We start from the raw sequence: 20813 nt of genomic DNA on the forward strand, positions 1-20813 counted from the left end.
AGTTAGTCAGAACACCACTGTATTCCATACAAATATTAACTCGTTTCTCTTCATCTGATAAATACGTGAACGATTCATTTGAAGCACCTTGAACCCTGTGTAATTCTTGGTTAACACGTAATCCAGTTTCGTCAAAGTGAACGTGAGGCAAATCGCAAATAGTCTGGCGTATTATCTCGACAGTATCCTTTAATTTCAGACCACACTCTTTAACCATTGAAAAGATAGTACCCGTACTGATTGGAATACCAAAAACTGCACTTAAAATGTCATGAGTACGTTTAACCCCCATCATGCCTGATGTGTTAAGTGCAATAACGAGTGCTTCTAAATTATCTCCGTACTGCATAGTGCTTTTTACATTACTAGGAAAGGTACCAGAAATCACACGATTACTTTTAATTGGACATTCATAGGATAAAACCTGATGGGCAGTCACTTTAGTTTCAACGCAAATATCTACATCATATTTGGTTTCGGAAACGCCACATACTTTGCAAAAACCAAATCTGGGACATCCCTCACATTGGTCAGAGTGATATTGTATTGTTTCATCTGGTTCTTTCATAAGTTTAAAACCATTCCCTTGGTGCCCTTTCTGACCACCAGGTGATTTAACAGAAGGTTTTCTTAAACTCTTTGGCTTAGGCTTGTTAAGACCATCACTTGAAGGTGGTTTAGAGCTGTTGTTACTATTTTTATTCAACCGTTCTTGTTGAACTTTAATTTTTTCTTTAAGTTTATCATTAACAGTAGCTTGTTCTGAAATCGTTTCGCTTTGAGCGTTAAGTTTTTCAGTTTGAGCATTTAGCTTTTCAGTTTGCGATTTAATCATTTTACTTTGAGCCGCCACTGTAGTCGTGAGAGTGCTAATAATTGATGTTAAATCATCAATTTTCTCAATGAGCTCTTTAATTGTTTTAGAATGTAGATTTTCACTCATTTTCACGACTTTCCTTTCTGTTTTATCTACTATAATTATACCATTAATCAGCAGATAAAKACAGTGTTTTCAAWGGATTGAAGCCATTTTTTTATTAATAACGAATTGGGGTTCACAGTGTTATCAGTGTTGTTTTTTCTAGTTGTGATGTGACTTATTATGATGATTTTTACTTGATATTAGATCATGTGACTGAATAGTTACAAATTATTCTATATTTTCTAAATCTTCAATTGTTCGACCATTCATATTGTCATTTCGACCAATTCCAAGTAATGTACTGGCAACCATGACGATGAGCATTGCAATCGCGTAGAAGACAAATGGTGTTACTTCAAGTGCTGTTAACGGATAGGCACTATCTTGGGTGAATCCTATTGTATAAATAATAGCAGGCGTCCAAGGGAGTGAATATACTAGTGTACAGGATGTTGCATCCAGTAAATTGGCTGTTCTGTATGGACTGATACCATGTCTTCTAGAAAGCGGTTTAGCAAATGAAGCGCCTACTGCTAATATAGCTGGTGCATTGAGTCCCATAAGTGCTGAGAGTGAAATGGTCATACCCATGATAGAAAACTCAGCGCCCTTTGCTGTCTTTGCAACTTTACCCAGCGAATTTAAAAGCTTAATGTCACCTTCGCCAGCACGCATGATGGCAATTGAACCAAAGAGTAATATCGCCAAAAGGACTACTTGAATCATGCTATTGATGCCTGTATACACAATCCCATCAACTGTTCTGTCAAGTCCAGCACCTGATACTCTAAAAAGTGCATTTCGGGTCACTTCACCTGATGGATCTATTTGGATAAAATCCATCAAGCCAGCCATAACAGCTGTTCCGCCAGCAAGTACGGATCCGATTGTCGTTGCTATTATAATATCCCCTGATTTAATGGCAATCCAAATGGTTAGTGCTACTGGAATCAGCATTAATAAAGTTTTGGGATCATATGCAAATTCGCCTACAACAGTTGCAGTACCAGAATGTGTCATTCCAAAGATAACAATGGCGATCAAGGTCATGCCTGCTGCTGTGAGCGCATATTTTAATCTAGATTTGACAACGCCAGGAACATCTACACCCTGTGAGGTTGCCGAACAGATGGTTGTATCAGATACTGGCGCTAAATTATCTCCAAATGCCCCACCAGAAACAATAGCACCTGCTAGTAATGCTGGATGAGCACCTAAAGCAAGTCCGGCAGGGTAAAGAACGCCCATACCTGCGGCAATAGTACCAAACCCAGTACCAGATGCAGTTGCAAAGATTGCTGAAGATATAAAAGACACCACTACAAAGGTCGTTCCACTAATGCCAAGTGATGCTGAAGTGCCTGCCAATCCTAATGCCAAACCTGATTCTCTTAAAATTCTGGAAAATACGCCTGCAAAGATCCAACATACCACTGGAATAATGGCTTCTCTACTCGCCATGCCATCAATAATGATATTGCTGAACAGTTTCTTGTCTTTAGCAAAGAAAAAGGAAATGATCAAGGCCATAAATGCTGGAATCCATAAAGCACCATTTGAAATGGAACCGGCAACAAAGGTCGTCAAAACAATTAATACTAAAAACACAATAAATGGAACAAAGGACATCCATTCCCCACCGTAAAACTCTAACTTACCCCTTTTGTTCATCGTGTATCCTCCTAACAATTCATATAAAAATAAAACGCCGACACTTTTATATATAGCAATTCCTTTGCCAAAAAAAATATTTTCTTAAATACAAAGATTTCAATTGTTTTCATTGCAAAACAATCAAAATGTAATTCTATTAGTCCTAATTACTATGAAATATTTTTCTAGGTGGAAAAATATTTCATAGTAATATATTACCTACTAACCTACTTTTGAATAAGCGATTTAACTTCATCAATGGATAATTTAACTTCATCAGCCAAGTAATTTTGATCTTCAGAACTGAGGTCATTGTATGCATAATCCTTTAGTGCGTTTTGAAGATAACGCTTTTTCAAACTGTTTAAATCTAATATTGTAGGTTCAATTTGACCTAAATGTTCTGGAATTACAACGGTCTCTCCTGGAATGTTTTCTGCTGGTAATCCTCTTTTCACTAAAATACCATTTTGTTTTGCAAAGGTCAGTTGAGGTGATGGATGTTTACCTGCACCTGTATATTCTGTTTCTTGAACGACTATGATTTGATCTTTATCTAGAGTCTTTGCAAGGCCTATAGCAGCAGCAAGAGAGATGTTCCCTGCTGGGCCTCGTTCAATACCTTCCATTTGTGCTAATGCCTCTGTTGCAAAGAATACATCACCCTGTGTAACCGTTATATATTGATCCATATACCTCAGAACTCTTGCTGCATTTCTTGGAACATCAGCTCGATCAGGTTGAGTCGCAAAAGGTATTCCAAATCCCGTGTGGCCAGTGGTAAATGATTTTCGATTAAAGTCCTTGTCGGATGCCATATGAAGCCCTTTTAAATCAACAGATGCGCCAACAATCTTGCATGATGTTGCCCCCGCTTTTATCAACCCGCGTGCTGTTCCAGTGAGATTGCCCCCACCAGCATGCGTCGCAACGACGACATCTGGATAACGCCCTTCAAGTACAAGCATTTGTTCAGCAATTTCATATCCGAGTGTTTCTACGCCTGCAATACCAAATGGTGTATAAAGGGAGGCGTTGAAATAGCCTGTTTCTTCGATAATCTTGAGAAAAGTATAAAATAATTCAGGCCCCACTGTGAGTCTGATCACTTCAGCACCAAATGCTTCACATTTTCTTGCTTTTTCAACGATTTCAGGTTGTCCTATTTTTCTTGAATCATACATTTCTTGTACGATGATACATTTGAGGCCTAACTGAGCTGCTTGTGATGCTACAGCAGCACCATAATTGCCGCTTGTTGCGGCAATAACGCCTTTATAGCCTTTTTTTTTGGCATGATAAACGGAGATTGCAGCTCTTCTTGCTTTAAAGGAACCAGAGGCATTTGCGGCTTCATCTTTAATAAAAATGCGTGCGCCTTTACCAACTTCAGCATACTTTTTAATCAATTTGTTGATATTATAAAGTTCAAATAAGGGCGTTTTACCAACTTTAGTTCGCCTTTGGATTTCTTCCATCTCCTCCATGGAATAAGCGACATTTGCCATCATACCTTCATAATCGAATCCGATTTTACCAAACTCAAACTTGCTGTAATCAATACCTACAGCGGTTTTCATGATTTCATTTTTTCGAGACATCACTGCCTCATAGCTCATAGATTTCATTTTATACCTCCGAGATCTTTCCTGATACGCACACCGGTTTCAAGTAACGCCATAACGGTTTCACCGTAATCGTGGTCATAGCGTGGATTGATTTCTACTAACTTGCCTTGAACCTTTCTCTCGCACAAGGTTTCAATTGTAACCATCATGTCTAATTCGGCTTCATCTTCCACAAGAAAACCTCTGGTCCACATTAGAAGTGGTGTCTTTTTAGTATCCAAAGGGATCTGTGGTGCTCTTTCACTTGAGCTCAGTACCTGAGTTTCAATCTCTACCCAACATCCGTTTGTTGCTTTACTCATTGATAAACCTCCTCGTATAATGAAATTGATCTACAGTTTAGTGAATCTATGGATTCATACGCACTATTATTTAACGCAAAAACAAAGCCAATTTCTCACAAGTTGAACAGTTCAGTTCAAGTTAGACGAAAAATAATGATATACAAAAAAGCAGCAATTGAATTATCAATCACTGCTCAGTCAAATCATATGTGTTCAGTTTAGGTTTAGTCCCGGTTTAGATCATGCTCTACCATTTTGTTGAATAATTGCTTTCTACTCATACCAATTGCTTCAGCTGTTTTTGTGATGTTGTTATTACAATTGGAAAGCGCATTCATGATAAAATTGATTTCAAATATTTTCTTAGCTTCTTTATATAGCATTATGGGTTGATTATAAGTTTGATTATTTAGGATACCTTGCTGAGGCATAAAATCCATTTTGAGAACACCCGCTTTAGAGAGGACTACCAATCGTTCGATGATATTTTTCAGTTCTCTAATGTTACCAGGATAATCATAAGTGAGCAAATACTTTTCTGTTTCTTGATCAATCACTTTGATTTCCTTTTTCATTTCGATACTGTATTGATTTATGAAAAAAGTAATCATCTCTTGCAGATCTTCTCTTCTATCTCGAAGTGGCGGAATTTCGATATGAAGCGTATTAATTCGGTAAAATAGATCTTGTCTGAAATTGCCTTTTTTGATTTCCGTGGCAAGATCTCTGTTTGTGGCAGAAATTAATCTAAAATTCACAGGGATTTGCTTATTTGAACCGAGCCGCTCTATATACCTGTTATCAAGTACTCGTAAAAGTTTTACCTGTATCTCTGGTGACAGCTCACCTATTTCATCTAAAAATAAGGTGCCTCCATGGGACTCTTCAAAACGACCAATTCTTTTGTTGGCCGCTCCTGTAAAAGCCCCTTTCTCATGTCCGAAAAGTTCTGATTCAAGTAAATTTTCTGACATGGCTTGACAGTTTACAGGTAATAAAATCTCATCCACTCGACTGCTTTTTTCATGAATCCACTTTGCGATTATTTCTTTGCCAACGCCAGACTCTCCTGTCAATAGAACGTTGCAATTTGAAGTTTTAAGTTCATCTATGGTGTCCAATATTTTTTGCATTTGGGGGTTTTGAGATTGAGAGATATACGCTCCAGCGTCTGTTTTTTTTCGGATTGTGTTTTTTTGGGCTTCAAACTGTACCAAGCGTTTTGCTTTGTGAATTTCAACGAGGAGTGCTTGAGGATTGTGACTTTTGATAAAGTACCCCAATGCACCAATCCGCATAGCCTCCACAGCGCCTGTGACACTGCCATAGCCCGTAACAATAATCACCTCAATACTATTTTGATAGCGCTTCTTAATTTGTTTTAGAAGGTAAATACCGTCTTCACCTGTCATTAAGATGTCTGTAAGGACGACTGGGTAATATTCTCTTTCTAAAATTTCAAGAGCCTCTTCAGTGCCGCTAGCCTCACCTACGATATAACCGTTGTCTTCAAGGAGCATTCGGTAGGTTTCTCGATATTCTATTTCATCATCAACGATTAAAATTTTAGTAGATTCCATATACAGCCCTCCTATTTTAAAGCTTCTGTGGCAAAGAGACTTCAAAAACAGTTCTCTGATCTTCTGTCCTTTTTACCACAATCTCGCCACCTAATTTTTTGACTTCATTATAAGCAATATATAAGCCTAATCCTGTGCCTTTACCAATTTCTTTTGTGGTATAAAAAGGATTGAAAATTTTCTCGATTTCATCAGGGGTGATCCCGATACCTGTATCGATTACTTGTATTTTTATCCCGCTCTCATTTTTAAAGACATAGATCACCAATTCACCTTCGTTTCCTATGGCATCAATGGCATTAGAAATGAGATTAATCAAGATATGTTTAAGAGATTCAATATTGGATTTTATTTTTAAGTTGGGTTCACATTTTAAAACACAATTGATCTTTAATTTTAACAGTGTCTTATCTTCAAGTGAAAGTAATTTGGATATAAAATCATTGAGGTCAATCCATCTTTTTTCATCGTTTGTGAGTCTAGAGAAATCGAGCAAATTATCTATGATTTGACTTGCGCGTTCAACGGCTGAATTGATCAGTACAAATGATCGACTCACTTTAGGGTCTTCTATCCTAGATTCTAAAATAAAACTTTGATTTCTAATAATCCCCAGTGGGTTCCGAATCTCATGAGCCATTCCGGCGGCTAATTGCCCTATGGCTGACATTTTATTGGCTTGAAGTAATTTGCTCTCCGATAATTTTTCGTTAGTCACATCTTGAATAATGACTAAAAGATTTTTTTTGTCATTATTAGAGCTTTTTAATGGATACATTCTAATATTATAGTAATGGTGTGACTTAATGATTTCTTTACTACTGGGCAATTCTGTTTCGGTAACATAATGCGCCAAGTCATCAATGGTTTCTGTGCCAAAGGTATCAAAAATCAATGCATATGGGTTTTTTATGACCTCTTCTTTTTTTAGATTGAGAAAATCCAAGTAAGATTTATTAATATTGATGATATTCAGTTCTAAGTCCATTAAGGCGATATACTCGGTTATACCATCAAAGGTTATTTGAAGATCATTTTTACTGTTGATGACTTCAGTTGTACGACGTTCTACTTCTTTTTGAAGTGATTTATTCCATGTGAACATGCCTATAAGGATCAAGCCTGAAATACTAAACATCCCGATCAGTATTCTGAAAATCAGTGTATTGTCGGGCATTTTTACTAAGGGTGTAGATATGCCAAACCATTTTTGTTGGATGCGTTCTAATTGATCAATTTCAACGATTGAATCGATGCCCTTATTGATGATAGGAACCAATTCCTTTTTCTCCTTTGGGATTGCAAATACCACTTCTTTATCGTATAGAGTTTCACCTACCACATTGAGTTTATAGCCGTTAGGATTTTGATTGATCAAATAGAGGATAACTGGTTCATCTCCAGCGACGGCGTCTACTTCACCTTTTAAAAGCAAATCTAAAGCATGACTGACATCAGGGACATAAGTAATTTGAATGTCGGGGTAGTTTTCTCTAAGATATTCATTTACATAATCGCCCTCTTGAGTCGCAAAGTGTAGTTTGCCAATGCCATTTAAATTTTTTAAAGCTTTATTGGTAACCACAACGGCACGTAGCTTGTAGATGGGCTTTGTAAAAACAAAGTGCTTGCTACGCTCTTCGCTTTTGAACATATCACATAAATCCGATTTGTTTTCAGAGAGTTGTTTCAAGGCGTCTTCCCATAGTAAAGGATGGACTTCAATATTGATCCCAAGCTGTAATGACAACAAATTGACATAATCAACAACTACCCCTTTATACTGTCCGTCAGATTCATCTACAAATCTCAGTGGCGGGGCGTTATTATCAGCGGCATAAATCAACGGACCATGGTGCTCTAACCACTCAAGTTCATCAGCGGTGAGTTTTACGCCAGATAAACTTGAATGGCTGTTGCTATCCGTTAAGAAATTTAGAATTAATAGATATAAAAAAAATGTAATTACAATTATGGGTATAGCAAATCCTATTTTTTTCTTCATAAAGTAATCCCTTTCATCCAAAAACAGTTTTTATCATCTTATACTTACGCAATTATCTTGCCAAAAGCATAAAGATTTAAGCTTGCAGCCTGTAAAATTTAAGTATTAACAATATAGGGAATCTATAATTAAAATTGGATGGTGTTATCCTTTTAATTATAACATGATTCAAATTTTAACTCTCAATGAATTGATTTGAATTTGCTTAAAATCATGTGTTCAAATAGGCTTGGCGAGGATTACCGATTCATCATTTGTTGAATCATTTTTAAATTAGATAGAAATACAAATGAACATATAATACAAGATACTACAAGTTCAAATGTACTGTAATGTGTCTGTTGGATCACATCAAATAAAATCCAAAGACTAAATGGTAACGCCAATAGAGCCGTGAAGGCACCAGGTACAAATCTTTTAACGCGTAAGCAAAATAGGAAGTGTGGTATAAAATGAAAGGTTACAGCAAAAAAAGTGCCAATCCAAACAAGATAGTTTTGCCTTAAAACCGTGTAAAATGAAACACCGATAAACAATATCAACTCTTCTAAAACGGCTATAGAGAATTGCTCTGATGATTTAAAGTGATCGTAAGGTTTAAAGCCTGTGGGTGCGAGAAATAAATCTTGATTTTTTGCCTTCCATGATTTGATCAAAATGATTTCCTCAAAATCATGAACGATAAAAATGAGGGGTAACATCCATGCAAGTGTTTCTATAGTCATAAAGAACCTCCTTTAACGTCGTGATAATTAATGTCTCATTTGCGACACTTTATGTAATTTAGTATAATGAAATTAAACTTAGGGTCAATGCTTATGATGAAAGTGCTACAAATTCGCGTAAGTGTGACATATTTAAAGCATTAAAGGAGTGTGCTATGCTGCAAAATCATTCTAAAGAAAATCCATCAGCGAGACGATCAAAGCAAATGCTGGTCTCTGCTCTGCTCAAGCTTATGGAAAAAGAAGAATTCAATCTCATTACTATACAAGAAATTACAGATAAAGCTGTATTGTCTAGGCGTACATTTTATAGACATTTTACACAAAAAGAAGACATTCTCAATTATCATTTTGAGGAAATAAGTGCGCAATACGTGCAGATGCTCATGAAAGCAGAAAATTTGAAACTTCCCGCGATTTCAAAAGTACTTTTTACTTTTTGGGCACAACATATTGATATGCTGAGACTGCTTCACAAGCGTAATTTGTTATTTCTCGTCTTATTGTCTATCAATAAACAATTGCCCTTGATTTATGATCATTTTAAGGCACAGCGCAATGAATACGGTGACATAGAGAGTACCAAATATGCTCTAGCCTATAGTGCGGGTGGATTTTGGAATATGCTTGTACTCTGGTTAGAAGAAGATACGCCTAAAACACCAGAGGCACTTTCTGAAATTATAGCGGATGCGATTCGAGTGAATGTTTAATATCATTTTATGTTGAGAAAGGTAATCCATTTTCTGACTGGGAGATTTATAATTTTGGAGGTTACAAGCCAAGGCCTTTGGACCTCTCTAGCAGAACTTGTGGGGTTCTCTTTAGAAAAAATAAAACACTCTATCTCTAGAGTGCTTTATTCCAATGCTATTTATATGGGTCAATTGTAGACATATCAATAATTTGCCACTGTTTAGACTTTCCAGCAAGAACTACATACAAGAAAATTTTATGTTCACCTGCATCCATTCCCATTAGAACAGGCAGTTCAATAGAATCAAAACTGAATTCTGCTTTTATAACGATTGCTTTTTTTATATCATATTCTTCAACATATCTAGCATTATCAAATTCTGATATTGGAAAGTCATGAAGGACTTCAAGATTTTTAAATGATAAACTAAAGTCATTTTTGAAAGCCTCTTTCAAGAACTCAATTCTGCCTTCAGGCTCTAAGTCGATGGTGTATTTTATCATTTCCTCAACATTATGATTGTTTATTGCTGAATAATAAGCTTCAATATCTTTTTTTACAGCAAGAATATCATTTTTTGATATATTGAATCCATACGTGTTTTCAACACCACTACCTAAATAAATGAAGTACAAAAACGCAATAGCAAGACCTATCGTTAAAATTACTATACTCTTTTTTAGGATAACACCACCCTTTCCTGTTGCAATAATACAAAGGCAGATCAACCTGCCTTTGTATTATATACTATATCACTAAAAATTTGCATTTGAGAAACTAATGCCTCGCACATAATCGAATGCAACAATAAGATATGGCAATGGTTTGTTGTAATTATCACTAGTATGATAGCTAACATAAACACCATTTGTTGAACCTGAATATGTGTTTTTGTAATGTATAATGTACACGGTATGATTTTTCAAGTTCATGGTAATTTTTCATTTTTCCTAGCTCAGCAGTGAAAAAGTTGGATGAATCTAATGATTTATCTGTTATACACATTATAGACACAAAAATTAGGTAATTTAATGATGGCAAAACAAAAACACTAGCCCTAAAAGCTAGTGTTTTCAACTGGTTGAGTAAATCTATAAGCCGAGTTCTGTATTAGACAATCATCTATCTAGACGTAGTGTTACCAATACGTTCAAGCGACCTACCACTGGGGGATACGAGCAGCATCCTTTTTATACCCTAACTTGGTCTTGCTCCAGGTGGGGTTTACAGAGCCACATAGTCGCCTATGCGCTGGTGAGCTCTTACCTCGCCTTTCCATCCTTACCTCTCCTAAAAGAGGCGGTCTATTTCTGTTGCACTTTCCTTGGAGTTGCCTCCACTGGGGGTTACCCAGCACCCTGCTCTACGGAGCTCGGACTTTCCTCATGCCAAAGCATACGATTGTCTGATTTACTCTATCACATTATATAGTATAAAATAAGAATTTGCAAGATGCACACTTCTATATATTAAAATATGAATATTACTTCAAATATGATTGATAATATTAATAAACAAAATTGGTTACTGATTTCTCTGTGCTTACGCTTGCAGGATATGCAATACCATCAAGAAGTACAATAGTCTCAGATGTTACTTTTAAAGAAAGAAACGCAATCAAAGAATTTGCTTCAACAGGCAGTCTCCATTCGTTTCGAAGAACTGAGCATCTCATTGCTATATAAATTGAATTAAAATTTTATAAAAATCATCCGATATATATCATAACCAAAACTACTATGTGAGGATGAACCCTATGAATAAACGCAAGCCACTAACTCAAGAACAAATAAAAGAACTTTTAGAAGCAATAAGATCATCAAAAATCAAACGTGAATATCGTCGAATTCAAGCTATCTATTTATACGGAACAGGAAAAGAGGTCGGAGAAATCGCTGAAATAACACAGTTGACTCCTGTTACGATTTCAAGATTATATACAAAGTATCGTAGCATAGGGCTTAGTTCAATCCCAGATGCTCCACGCAAAGGGAAACCAAGTCGGTTAACCGAAGAGCAAGAGGCTACAATAAAAGACCTCATTTTAAACAAAACACCCGCCGATGTTGGTTTTGTAGCTAATTTCAATTGGACAGCTGGAATTGTAGCAGAATATATTTTGAGAGAATTCAAAGTTCAATACAGCATCAAAGGTATCACGTTGATATTGTCTAGACTGAATTTATCATTCACACGTCCTACGTACACGTTAGCTAAAGCTGATCCCCTAAAGCAAGAGCAATTTCGCAAGGCATTTATTGATGTTAAAAAAAATTGATAAACGGTGAAATCCAACACATACTATTCGAGGATGAATCTATGATTCGAGATTACCAAGCGATCGGAGCTACATGGTTTGAACGCGGCAAACAAAAAATCATCAAGACGTATGGAAAGCATCGTGGCGTAAAACTAGTGGGCTGTTTAGATTATGAGAGTGGAGATATCTATTGTGAAGAGCACGAAACATACGATGCACAAACATTTCTTGGTTTTCTGAACAATGTACTTGAACGGTATTCTGGTAAAATTGTTATGGTTCTTGATAATGCAAGGATACACCACGCCAAGTTGCTTCAGCTTTTTCTTTTAGAAAATTCCCATCGACTTGAGTTAATGTATCTACCTCCATATAGTCCAAATCTAAACTTGATAGAAGGTCTCTGGGGTTGGCTTAAAGAAAAAGTCATCAACAATGTTTTTTATAACAAGACATATGAGATTAGAAAGAATGTCTCTGCTTTTCTAACAGAAATTGCAAAACATCCACATATTATTATAGATCGGTTATGTGTCCAATTGTAAATTATTAAAATTTAATTCAACTTATATATAATATTTATTTTTTTGCCACTCTATTTTGAATTTATCTATTAATCTATCTGCTTGAGATCAAACGGTGTTTCTTGGTAGACGTAATAATTGAGCCAATTGGCAAACATGAGATTGGCATGTGATCGCCATGTTACATGAGGTGCCTTTGATGGATCGTCGTTTGGATAATAATTTTGAGGGACTTCTATCGTTTTACCTGCAAGGACATCCCGATCATATTCTTTTTTCAAGGTATCTGAGTCGTACTCTGAATGCCCAGAAATAAAAATTTGTCTTCCATTTGCCGTCATAACGGCATAAACACCAGCTTCTTCCGATGTGGCTACGACTTTTAAAGCTTTTACCTGCTCAATATCCGCTTGCATGATCGTCGTATGTCTCGAATGTGGCACATTGAACTCATCATCAAACCCTCTGAACAAAGGTAAATGATCAACTTGTGTTTTATGCTTGAAGACGCCAAAACATTTCTGATCCATTGAATATTTGGAAATACCGTAGTGATGATAAAGACCCGCTTGTGCCCCCCAACAGATATGAAGCGTAGAAAAAACATGGTGTAAACTCCAATCCATTATGGTTTTAAGTTCTTCCCAGTATGAAACGTCTTCAAACTCCAAATGTTCAATAGGCGCCCCTGTGATGATCATACCATCAAACTTCTCTTCTTTGATCTCTTCAAAAGTCTTATAGAAGGTGTCTAAATGTTTCAAATCAATATGAGTTGCCGTATGAGTCGCAGGATGCATAAGCGTCACATCAAGCTGTAAAGGGGTATTGCTGAGGACTCTTAAAAGTTGCGTTTCTGTATCAATTTTAAGGGGCATCAGATTTAATATTAATATTTTAAGGGGCCGAATATCCTGCTCAGCGGCACGCGTTTCACGCATCAAAAAAATATTTTCCTGCGATAAGATATCAATTGCTGGTAAATTGTCTAAAATCTTTATTGGCATTAAATCCTCCTCTTGAAAAAACAAAACCCCCACGCAAACACGATCAATTGCTCAAATGGTAAGCTTTTAATCTGTTCATGTGAGGTAAAAAAAACGCTTCTGCGATAGAAGCGATTTACGAACACTCAACTATCTTTCAACAAGGACAAATGGTATCCATGTTGCAGGAATTAGCACCAGTCTTAATCTGGTTGCTGGGTTTCAAAGGGCCTGTCCCTCCACCACTCTCGATAGAGCTATTAAGTTAAAAATGATTATAAAGTTTATTTGCCTCTCTGTCAATAGGTTTTTGACGAATTCATTAATTTTACATTTCAGAGATGAGTCAATGCACTTCCGTTTATTGATGTTACTGCATAACTTTAGTACAATAGCAGTAGAATCTATCTATTCACGGATTCGCTAAAAAGGAGGTTACAAACCCATGAGATTTATAGCCCAATTTTTAACATTGATAATACTGATCAGCACACCCTTAGCTTATACTGCCACTTCGCCAACAGAAGCAATCATTCAAAATAGTTCTATCTCTGAAAATCCTGGCAGATACCGCTTGTCTGAATCCTCAAGTGATTGCACCTTTTGGACGGATTATCCCAGCGAAAAAGTGTTTAAAGATGAAGCTATTCCTGAAATTACATATAGCGGCATCGATCTCTACCTCGCTAAAGATGAATTTGAGCCCTTTCAGCTCGTCCTTCATCCAGATAAAGATTTGAATATTCAAGTAAAACTCCAAGACAAACCACAGGGCATCGATGTAGAGCTCTATAAAGTTGAGTACGTCAATCTTAAACAAGTCACAGATAACCTTGGACAAGTAGGACTATACCCTGACCCACTGTATCCCATAGAAATGAACGATAACATCACCGCAAAGGCAGGAGAAAACACAACACTCTGGTTTTCGTTAAAATCATCCGTGAACATCAATGCCGGTGATTATACCCTGTTTGTTTCTATAAACGATACGGTCATTCCTGTCCGCATTCATGTTTTTGACTTTGCCATTCCAAGTGAACTTCATGTCAAATCCCAAATCAACGTATCCACAAACAGCGTCCTAGAAAAATACGGTGTCTCTGGCACATCAGAAAATTACTGGAAGTATGTCGACAGTTTTAAACAATTTATGATCGATCACCGTTTAACGCCTAAAAACGCACTCTGGTCTGGTGGCTTAACCAGCAATGGCGGTAGTCCCTATATCAACTATGACAGCACCTCAGGCGCCTTTACCGATCCACACGGCATATGGGGGTTCGAGTATCCTGCTGACCGCTATTTAAAAGGCAATACAAATTCACTAAACGCCTCTCTCAGTGCTGATGCCTTCAACGAGGGCACTGGATTTCCATCCTTTATGGCGATCACTTTTAGAAATAATGATGCTTCCGCAGATCAACGCCCAGATGTCTTCGATGGCATCACCCGAAAATCTAGCGATTGGTACCAAAGCGACAACCTCAAAAATGCCTATAATCAAAAATGGTTCCGCTATATTCAAAACCTTGAAGCTTATCTGAAAAAAACAGGTTATTTAGATAAAGCTTATTACTACTTTGCCAACGAACCACAGGATCAAGCGGATTACGATGCCGTCAGTTGGTATGCTCAGGCGCTTAAAAAATCTGCACCAGACCTAAAGCTCATGATTTCAGAAGAACCCAAGCCTGAAATCTTTAACAACGAAAAATATCCGAATGTCAAAATTGATCAATGGCTTGCGGTGCTGAACAAGTATGATCCAGATGTTTCATGGGATAGAGAGGCCCATTATGGCGAAGACACTTGGGCTTACTTTTTACACGGCACAAAACCGCCTTATTTTAATCCCATCACATTGGATCATCCCGGCATTGAAAGCAAATTGACAGGCTGGTTTTTGTGGCAATATCGCATCAAAGGGATTGCACATTATGCCTTTAACGATTGGCAAAAAAATGTCTGGACAGAGACCATGACCAGCAATCATAACGGTGACAATTTCATGCTCTACCCCCCTGGGAAAGACAATAAGCCTATTGAATACGGCGCAACTAATCACCGCTATGTCTCCTCTATCCGATTTGAATTGATGCGTGACAGTTTAGAAGATTATGAATATCTCTACCTTTTGAATAATAAAAATCAACCTCAAGTTTATCAAGAAAATCCAGCTGACAATCAAGTTGATAAAATTATTTATGGGTTGACCAGTTACAACAGGGATAGTCATTATATGTATACGCTTAGAAAGTACATCGGTATGACCCTCAGTGGCGATTTAAAAACAATACCAGATATCCAAGCGTCAAATACGCACGATCGCTCAGAAACCACTGGTCAAGCTTACTATATTAACTTTCAAGATCCTTCAGTTGCACCTACTGATAACCCACTGGTCGTAGCGGGTAAAACATACCTTAAAATAGGTTGGAACCCCTATGATCAAACACTTGGCTATGGGTGGTATGGAGACATGGCACATGTGATGTCTCGCTATTTAAGCGATGTAACCGACCCTCTAAAAGCAAGTGTTCTCTACGATGATTGGGGCCGTGAAAAGACCTTTGAATTTGATCTGCCAAACGGGGATTACAAGGTCACAGTCGCCTGCGGTTGGCAAGGCAAAACCTACAAGCACAACAAAATCTTTATTGAAGGCCATGCTTTTATTGATGACAAATCCATCACCGATTATTTAGAACGGTCAAAAACAATCACCATAAAAGACAATAAATTAACGATGGAAATGGGCATTTTTGATGAATATACGATGCTAAATTACCTCCATATAGAACCCCCAACAGAGCCCTTATCTTCAATTAAAGCCACTGATGTTAAGTCCTCTGAACCATCCGTTTGGGCAGTTGAAGGCATCCATCTTCTATCAAAAGCATTAACACTACCAAATTTCTACTACGCAGACTACCAATCCAGTATGACCCGACGCGACTATTCTGAACTCATGGTGAGAACCTATATGACACTCACCGATACGCCTGAGGCTCTTTTAAAAGCGTCTTCATCAACTACTTTTATCGATACAAAGGATTCATGGGTTTTACGAGCACATGCGCTCTCCATTATTGGCGGTTATGGCAACCAAAAGTTTGGTTCAGAAGACCCAATTACCCGTGAACAAATTGCGGTTGTCACTATTAGCATGCTTAAAGCAGCAGGTATCACATTTGAAAAAGACAGTTCAGCGCTTGCTCCATTTATAGATCAACATCAAATCTCTTCTTGGGCTTTGAGCGCACTTGAACGGGCTTACGAAAACCACATCATCAATGGCGATGGCAATGGCGCTATTATGCCAAAGGCAAATCTTACCCGTGAACAAGCTTTATTGATCATACACAACCTGTTGATCCATGCTGAAAACTGGTAAAGCGCAGGCCCCACATTCCTGCTCTTTACTGGACGAAGACTAATGATTTAATAAAAATGACTATATCATGCCATCATTAGGCTGATATAGTCATTTGATTTAATCTTCAATCTTCACTTTTCTGACTTTCTTCTCTTTGACCACTTTAGGTTTAACAACCTTTGCTTTTGCCACTTTTGGCACTTTAGGTGCTGCCGCTTTTCTCTTTTTCTTGAGCACTTCACGACGTTCTTCTTTTAGATTTTGCTCGTATTCAGCGCTCTTTAAATCTTTTTCATCTTGTTCGATTTGATTTACCGCCATAACCTTTTTTAAATCTTCAAGTGCTTTTTTTTGTAAAGCCTCATCTTCAAATGTCAAAAAAGACTCAAAAGCATCTGGGTATAAAAAAGTTTTAAGCTTACCACCGTCTTCAAAATCCAATTTCATATAATTGTTTTCAAATTTTTTAACAATACCTCGTCCATAAAGACTATGTGTTACATACTGATCGATCATGGTCACCTCTAATCCTCTAAAATCCAAGTAAATTCATTTCAAATACGCTATCAAAAGACTCCTAAGCTATCTAAATTTATAAGCATGAACTCTTTATCTTCTTAATCGGTTATCTCTAATCATATCACATTTTCTTATATTATGGTAATAATGATTTTTTGTCTTTTAATGCACTAAAGTAATACATCCGGCATTTCGGAAAACGCCCTTTTTTTACCGTTGACATCGACGTCAATAAATAATTTAACATGATCTGTTTTTAAGTAATAAGTTGAAAAGTGTACAGGCCTATTGTTTTCATCATAAGTCACTTTTTTGATCTGAATGACGAGATCTAGTTTAGAAATGCCAAGCCTTTTGCTGACCTCTTCATCCGGATAGACGACTTCCACTACTTTTCTGGCTTTCATAAACTTTATCCCGTAATCTTTATGGATAATCTCAAAAGTAGAAACGTTATCTGTCACAATTTGATCAAAATCAGGATAAATGTCCACAGGAAAATAGGCATAATCCACACTAAATATAGCCTCTTTATGTTTGATTTCCCGCACTAATTTCAGAACCTTAAATTTTTCTGCTCTCTGAAATATCGGATAGAGCGCCTCAGGTGCATTTATAATCTTCTTTTCCAAGATCACTTTACATATATCGTTAGTGCCATGCTCCAGACCTTCTCTAAAGCCTTCTAAATCTAACATGTGAAGTCTCTGCTTTTTACGTTTGACAAAAGTCCCTTTGCCATGAAGAATCTCTAAAGCACCCTCAGCCTCTAATTCCTTTAAAGCGCGTCTTACAGTAATCCTACTCGCACCAAATAGCTCACCCAATTCTTTTTCCGTTGGAACCTTATCGCCCTCTTTTAGTTGACCAGAACTGATCATTTGAAGGACACTCATTCGAATCTGATCATATAAATATTTGGAGCCTTCCATTTTACCACCTCAAGCATAATCATTAAAATATAATAACATGCATTATTATATCATATTTTTCCTTAAGATGTCATTGCCTTGGGATAACCAAAACCACCATGGAACCCACAAGTCTTCGCTGCACTACTCGCCGCCAACACCAAAGTAGTTTCCACGGGTTCATGATCTAAAAAAGCCCTTAAAAATCCACCGATAAAACTATCCCCTGCACCCATTGTATCTACGATGCGGGTCTCTATGGGCTCTTGGATATAGCGTCTGCCGTTACAGATAAAAATAGCAGGTTTAGCCCCTCGAGTAACGCCTATGACTTTTAAATCATAGGCACCGACTACTTGAAGCAGTTCTTCGATGGCTTCATCACTTAAATCTGCGCCAGAAAAAAAACCATATTTGATAAAAGGACAAACTTTGCTTAAATACTCATATGAATAACCATTCGAAAAATCAAAAGAAATCGGAATCACCTTTGATAATTTTTCAAGTTCACCTTCCAGGGATGAATAACGGCTCACATGTGCTATATCAAAGTTTTTAATGTACTCTAAATCAGCTTCTGTCAAATTTAATTTGACTATGTGTTGAACGGTGTTGCGGGGGCCCCCGACGAACACACGATCCCCCACTTCATTTAAATTGACGCCGGGATGTCCACTTTTCCCTATGACTGTCCTCGAAAAGTCATAAGGAATGCCTTCTTGATCCAGTGCATGCTGAACATGCTCTGCAGCTTCATCTGTTCCAAATATCCCTAAATAAGCGGCTTTTTCAGCACCATTTCGCTTTGCACTTACGAGCACATTGACGCAGTTCCCGCCTGGATAAAAAGTGTGCTGATCCAAATAGACATCGACCACATTGTCTCCTATACCAATTATCTTCATATGAGCGCCTCCTAACCTTTAACAGAGCCTTCTGAAAGCCCTCTGACAAGGTGTTTTTGTATGAATATGAGTAAAATAATCATCGGAATTGTTGCGATTACCATTCCAGAAAGTAGAACGCCCCAATCCGTCCTAAGCGCATCTCTAAAATTCATAAGCCCTGACGGAATCGTCCTCAATATATCCGAATCTATAAATATCGTTGCAAACAAGAATTCATTCCATGCATAAAATGAAGTCAAAACGATCGTTGTCATTAATATCGGTTTCGACATCGGCAAGTAAATTCTTCTGTAGATACCGAATTCACTGCAGCCATCAATAATGGCAGATTCCTGAATTTCTCTTGGGATGCTTAAAAAATAAGAGCGTAGCAGCAAAATACTCAATGGCAATCTAAATGCAATGTAGGGCAATATCAATGCCAGTCTTGTGTTGATTAATCCCAATTTCGTCAAAATATCAAAAAGAGGAATCAATGCAACTTGTGGGTTAATCATCATGCCAGACATAATGACGACCAACGCAATATCAATAAATCTAGACCTGTATCTTGAAAGCGCAAAAGCCGCCATAGAGGCAATTATAAGTACCGATAACACCGTTATGATCGTTACGATAACACTGTTCATAAAATAATTGGAAATGCCTATGGACCATGCTGTTTTATAGTTTTCAATTAACCACTTACTCGGTAATCCCCATACATTATTATAGATTTCATCATAGCTTTTCATAGAAGAGATGACCATCCATAAAAGTGGATAGAGAATAATGATAGAACCTATGCACAAGACAATGCTGACAACTAAGTTGCCAAGGGTCATTCGATTTTTCTGCTTACGAATCCTTTTATTCATCATATCATCAATCCTTTCCTGTATGTGAAATTCTTATTTGAATAATGGCAAGGATAGCGGTTATGATGAAAATCGTAATTGCAATCGTTGAAGCATATCCCATTCGGTCTTTAAAGAAACCGCTCTGATACATATACACGGCCATCGTCATTGAACTCACACCCGGTCCACCATTGGTGAGGATGTAGGGTTCATTAAACACGAGCATGGACCCTGTAATGGTGAGTAAAATGTTTATGAATAGCGTTTCTTTAACTTGTGGTACCGTAATATAGAAAAATTGCTTGATCTTGCTTGCGCCATCAATCTCTGCTGCCTCATACAACTCTTTTGATATTCTCTGGATTGCCACAATGAAGAGCATCATAATATAACCAACACTTTGCCACTGAGACATGGCTATTACAGCGTAAATTGCCGTTGAAGAATTCCCTAACCATGCTTTTGATAAAGTTTCTAATCCGACTAATTCTAAAAAGCTGTTGAGAATGCCGATTTGAGGATTATAAATGAAACCAAAGAGCAATGCGATTACAGATATTGATATCATAACAGGCATAAAGAAAGTAACTCTAAAAAAGGGGGCCAATTTTCGAAAAAATTGATGTTCTAATACCGCTGCCAAAACCAACCCTAATCCCACTTGAAAAATAACCGATATAATCGCATATCTTATGTTGTTAAGAAGTGCTACTTTAATGGTTTTATCCGTTAAAAGCAACTTAAAATTATCGAGTCCCACAAAATCTTTTGTGGTTGAAAAAACGGAATATTCAAAAAAGCTATTATAAAAGTTCTTAAACAAGGGAATAAAAACAAAGATGAATAAAAAGATTAAGCAGGGCAGTAAGAATAAAAAGGCGGCTATTTTGTTTTTAAATTTATTCATCATTCTGCTCCTTAATAAAAGGGGGGATTCCTTCTTGTGACGATGATTTAAAACTATGATTTAAAACCACCAATCACAAGAAGGTT

Annotated in this window: 17 protein-coding genes, 1 other RNA gene and 1 riboswitch; of the genes, 3 read left to right on the top strand and 15 right to left on the bottom strand. The window is 37.2% G+C overall.

Translation table 11 applies throughout. The features are described from left to right. The 7 genes from F3D3_RS19000 to F3D3_RS19030 form a co-directional block, all read right to left on the bottom strand. Positions 1-943, bottom strand: a 943-nt coding sequence (locus F3D3_RS19000) for a DUF6444 domain-containing protein (RefSeq protein WP_069876021.1), incomplete at its 3' end; no start/stop codon positions are given. Positions 944-1150: 207 nt separating this feature from the next. Further along, positions 1151-2593, bottom strand: coding sequence for a Na+/H+ antiporter NhaC family protein (locus F3D3_RS19005; protein ID WP_069876022.1), 1443 nt, complete (start codon positions 2591-2593; stop codon positions 1151-1153). 209 nt (positions 2594-2802) lie between these two features. After that, complete coding sequence (gene ortB, locus F3D3_RS19010) at positions 2803-4203, bottom strand: 2-amino-4-oxopentanoate thiolase subunit OrtB (RefSeq protein WP_139132151.1); 1401 nt, start codon at positions 4201-4203, stop codon at positions 2803-2805. Next, positions 4200-4505, bottom strand: coding sequence for a 2-amino-4-oxopentanoate thiolase subunit OrtA (gene ortA / locus F3D3_RS19015; RefSeq protein WP_069876023.1), 306 nt, complete (start codon positions 4503-4505; stop codon positions 4200-4202). The genes ortB and ortA overlap by 4 nt, the downstream gene beginning before the upstream one ends. 206 nt (positions 4506-4711) lie before the next feature. Next, the gene (locus F3D3_RS19020) at positions 4712-6067 is read right to left on the bottom strand and encodes a sigma-54 dependent transcriptional regulator (RefSeq protein WP_069876024.1); all 1356 of its coding nucleotides are present in this window, start codon (positions 6065-6067) and stop codon (positions 4712-4714) included. Positions 6068-6083: 16 nt separating this feature from the next. Next, positions 6084-8072 (bottom strand): transporter substrate-binding domain-containing protein, encoded by a 1989-nt coding sequence (locus F3D3_RS19025; RefSeq protein ID WP_069876025.1) that lies wholly within the window; start codon positions 8070-8072, stop codon positions 6084-6086. A gap of 239 nt (positions 8073-8311) precedes the next feature. Then, positions 8312-8797 (bottom strand): HXXEE domain-containing protein, encoded by a 486-nt coding sequence (locus F3D3_RS19030; protein ID WP_069876026.1) that lies wholly within the window; start codon positions 8795-8797, stop codon positions 8312-8314. Between the two features lie 155 nt (positions 8798-8952). Between F3D3_RS19030 and F3D3_RS19035 the strand changes: the two genes are divergently transcribed. Continuing rightward, positions 8953-9510 carry a TetR/AcrR family transcriptional regulator gene (locus F3D3_RS19035; protein ID WP_069876027.1) on the top strand — a complete coding sequence of 186 codons (558 nt, stop codon included), beginning with the start codon at positions 8953-8955 and terminating at the stop codon, positions 9508-9510. 157 nt (positions 9511-9667) lie between these two features. Here the strand turns inward: F3D3_RS19035 and F3D3_RS19040 are convergent, their stop codons facing one another. Together F3D3_RS19040 and rnpB are read right to left on the bottom strand one after the other, a co-directional pair. Next, positions 9668-10222 (bottom strand): hypothetical protein, encoded by a 555-nt coding sequence (locus F3D3_RS19040; RefSeq protein WP_069876028.1) that lies wholly within the window; start codon positions 10220-10222, stop codon positions 9668-9670. Positions 10223-10572: 350 nt separating this feature from the next. Continuing rightward, positions 10573-10911, bottom strand: an RNA gene (gene rnpB / locus F3D3_RS19045) — RNase P RNA component class A. Between the two features lie 339 nt (positions 10912-11250). On the opposite strand from rnpB, the gene F3D3_RS23525 reads away from it, so the two are divergent. Next, positions 11251-12299, top strand: a protein-coding gene (locus F3D3_RS23525) for an IS630 family transposase (protein WP_139132152.1) whose coding sequence is annotated in 2 segments (ribosomal slippage) — positions 11251-11760 and positions 11763-12299 — 1047 coding nt in all. Because the reading frame shifts where the segments join, the coding sequence is not laid out codon by codon here. Between the two features lie 68 nt (positions 12300-12367). On the opposite strand, the gene metA is transcribed toward F3D3_RS23525, so the two are convergent. Then, a complete protein-coding gene (gene metA / locus F3D3_RS19060) occupies positions 12368-13285 on the bottom strand; it encodes a homoserine O-succinyltransferase (protein WP_069876031.1) in 918 nt (305 codons plus the stop codon). Between the two features lie 126 nt (positions 13286-13411). Then, positions 13412-13522: riboswitch (SAM riboswitch) on the bottom strand. 187 nt (positions 13523-13709) lie between these two features. On the opposite strand from metA, the gene F3D3_RS19065 reads away from it, so the two are divergent. Further along, positions 13710-16661, top strand: a complete 2952-nt coding sequence (locus tag F3D3_RS19065; RefSeq protein WP_069876032.1) for a glycoside hydrolase domain-containing protein — start codon at positions 13710-13712, stop codon at positions 16659-16661. A gap of 99 nt (positions 16662-16760) precedes the next feature. On the opposite strand, the gene F3D3_RS19070 is transcribed toward F3D3_RS19065, so the two are convergent. The 5 genes from F3D3_RS19070 to F3D3_RS19090 all read right to left on the bottom strand — a co-directional run bounded on the left by F3D3_RS19070 (position 16761) and on the right by F3D3_RS19090 (position 20727). Beyond that, positions 16761-17186 carry a hypothetical protein gene (locus tag F3D3_RS19070; protein WP_175438430.1) on the bottom strand — a complete coding sequence of 142 codons (426 nt, stop codon included), beginning with the start codon at positions 17184-17186 and terminating at the stop codon, positions 16761-16763. A 146-nt stretch (positions 17187-17332) separates the two neighbouring features. Continuing rightward, positions 17333-18094, bottom strand: coding sequence for a GntR family transcriptional regulator (locus F3D3_RS19075; RefSeq protein WP_069876034.1), 762 nt, complete (start codon positions 18092-18094; stop codon positions 17333-17335). A 62-nt stretch (positions 18095-18156) separates the two neighbouring features. Continuing rightward, on the bottom strand, positions 18157-18978 hold the full coding sequence (locus F3D3_RS19080) for a PfkB family carbohydrate kinase (protein WP_069876035.1): 822 nt from the start codon (positions 18976-18978) through the stop codon (positions 18157-18159). 11 nt (positions 18979-18989) lie between these two features. Then, a complete protein-coding gene (locus tag F3D3_RS19085; RefSeq protein WP_242877172.1) occupies positions 18990-19841 on the bottom strand; it encodes a carbohydrate ABC transporter permease in 852 nt (283 codons plus the stop codon). Between the two features lie 4 nt (positions 19842-19845). Beyond that, positions 19846-20727: a carbohydrate ABC transporter permease gene (locus tag F3D3_RS19090; protein ID WP_069876036.1), complete on the bottom strand. Its 882-nt coding sequence runs from the start codon at positions 20725-20727 to the stop codon at positions 19846-19848. Positions 20728-20813: the final 86 nt, after the last annotated feature.

This window comes from Fusibacter sp. 3D3 (assembly GCF_001748365.1).
Taxonomy (GTDB): domain Bacteria; phylum Bacillota; class Clostridia; order Peptostreptococcales; family Acidaminobacteraceae; genus Fusibacter_A.

Bases quoted from the DNA above. Each gene is read 5' to 3' on its own strand.
- F3D3_RS19005 (WP_069876022.1), bottom strand. From the start codon at position 2,593: ATGAACAAAAGGGGTAAGTTAGAGTTTTACGGTGGGGAATGGATGTCC.
- ortB (WP_139132151.1), bottom strand. From the start codon at position 4,203: ATGAAATCTATGAGCTATGAGGCAGTGATGTCTCGAAAAAATGAAATC.
- ortA (WP_069876023.1), bottom strand. From the start codon at position 4,505: ATGAGTAAAGCAACAAACGGATGTTGGGTAGAGATTGAAACTCAGGTA.
- F3D3_RS19020 (WP_069876024.1), bottom strand. From the start codon at position 6,067: ATGGAATCTACTAAAATTTTAATCGTTGATGATGAAATAGAATATCGA.
- F3D3_RS19025 (WP_069876025.1), bottom strand. From the start codon at position 8,072: ATGAAGAAAAAAATAGGATTTGCTATACCCATAATTGTAATTACATTT.
- F3D3_RS19030 (WP_069876026.1), bottom strand. From the start codon at position 8,797: ATGACTATAGAAACACTTGCATGGATGTTACCCCTCATTTTTATCGTT.
- F3D3_RS19035 (WP_069876027.1), top strand. From the start codon at position 8,953: ATGCTGCAAAATCATTCTAAAGAAAATCCATCAGCGAGACGATCAAAG.
- metA (WP_069876031.1), bottom strand. From the start codon at position 13,285: ATGCCAATAAAGATTTTAGACAATTTACCAGCAATTGATATCTTATCG.
- F3D3_RS19065 (WP_069876032.1), top strand. From the start codon at position 13,710: ATGAGATTTATAGCCCAATTTTTAACATTGATAATACTGATCAGCACA.
- F3D3_RS19075 (WP_069876034.1), bottom strand. From the start codon at position 18,094: ATGGAAGGCTCCAAATATTTATATGATCAGATTCGAATGAGTGTCCTT.
- F3D3_RS19080 (WP_069876035.1), bottom strand. From the start codon at position 18,978: ATGAAGATAATTGGTATAGGAGACAATGTGGTCGATGTCTATTTGGAT.
- F3D3_RS19085 (WP_242877172.1), bottom strand. From the start codon at position 19,841: ATGATGAATAAAAGGATTCGTAAGCAGAAAAATCGAATGACCCTTGGC.
- F3D3_RS19090 (WP_069876036.1), bottom strand. From the start codon at position 20,727: ATGAATAAATTTAAAAACAAAATAGCCGCCTTTTTATTCTTACTGCCC.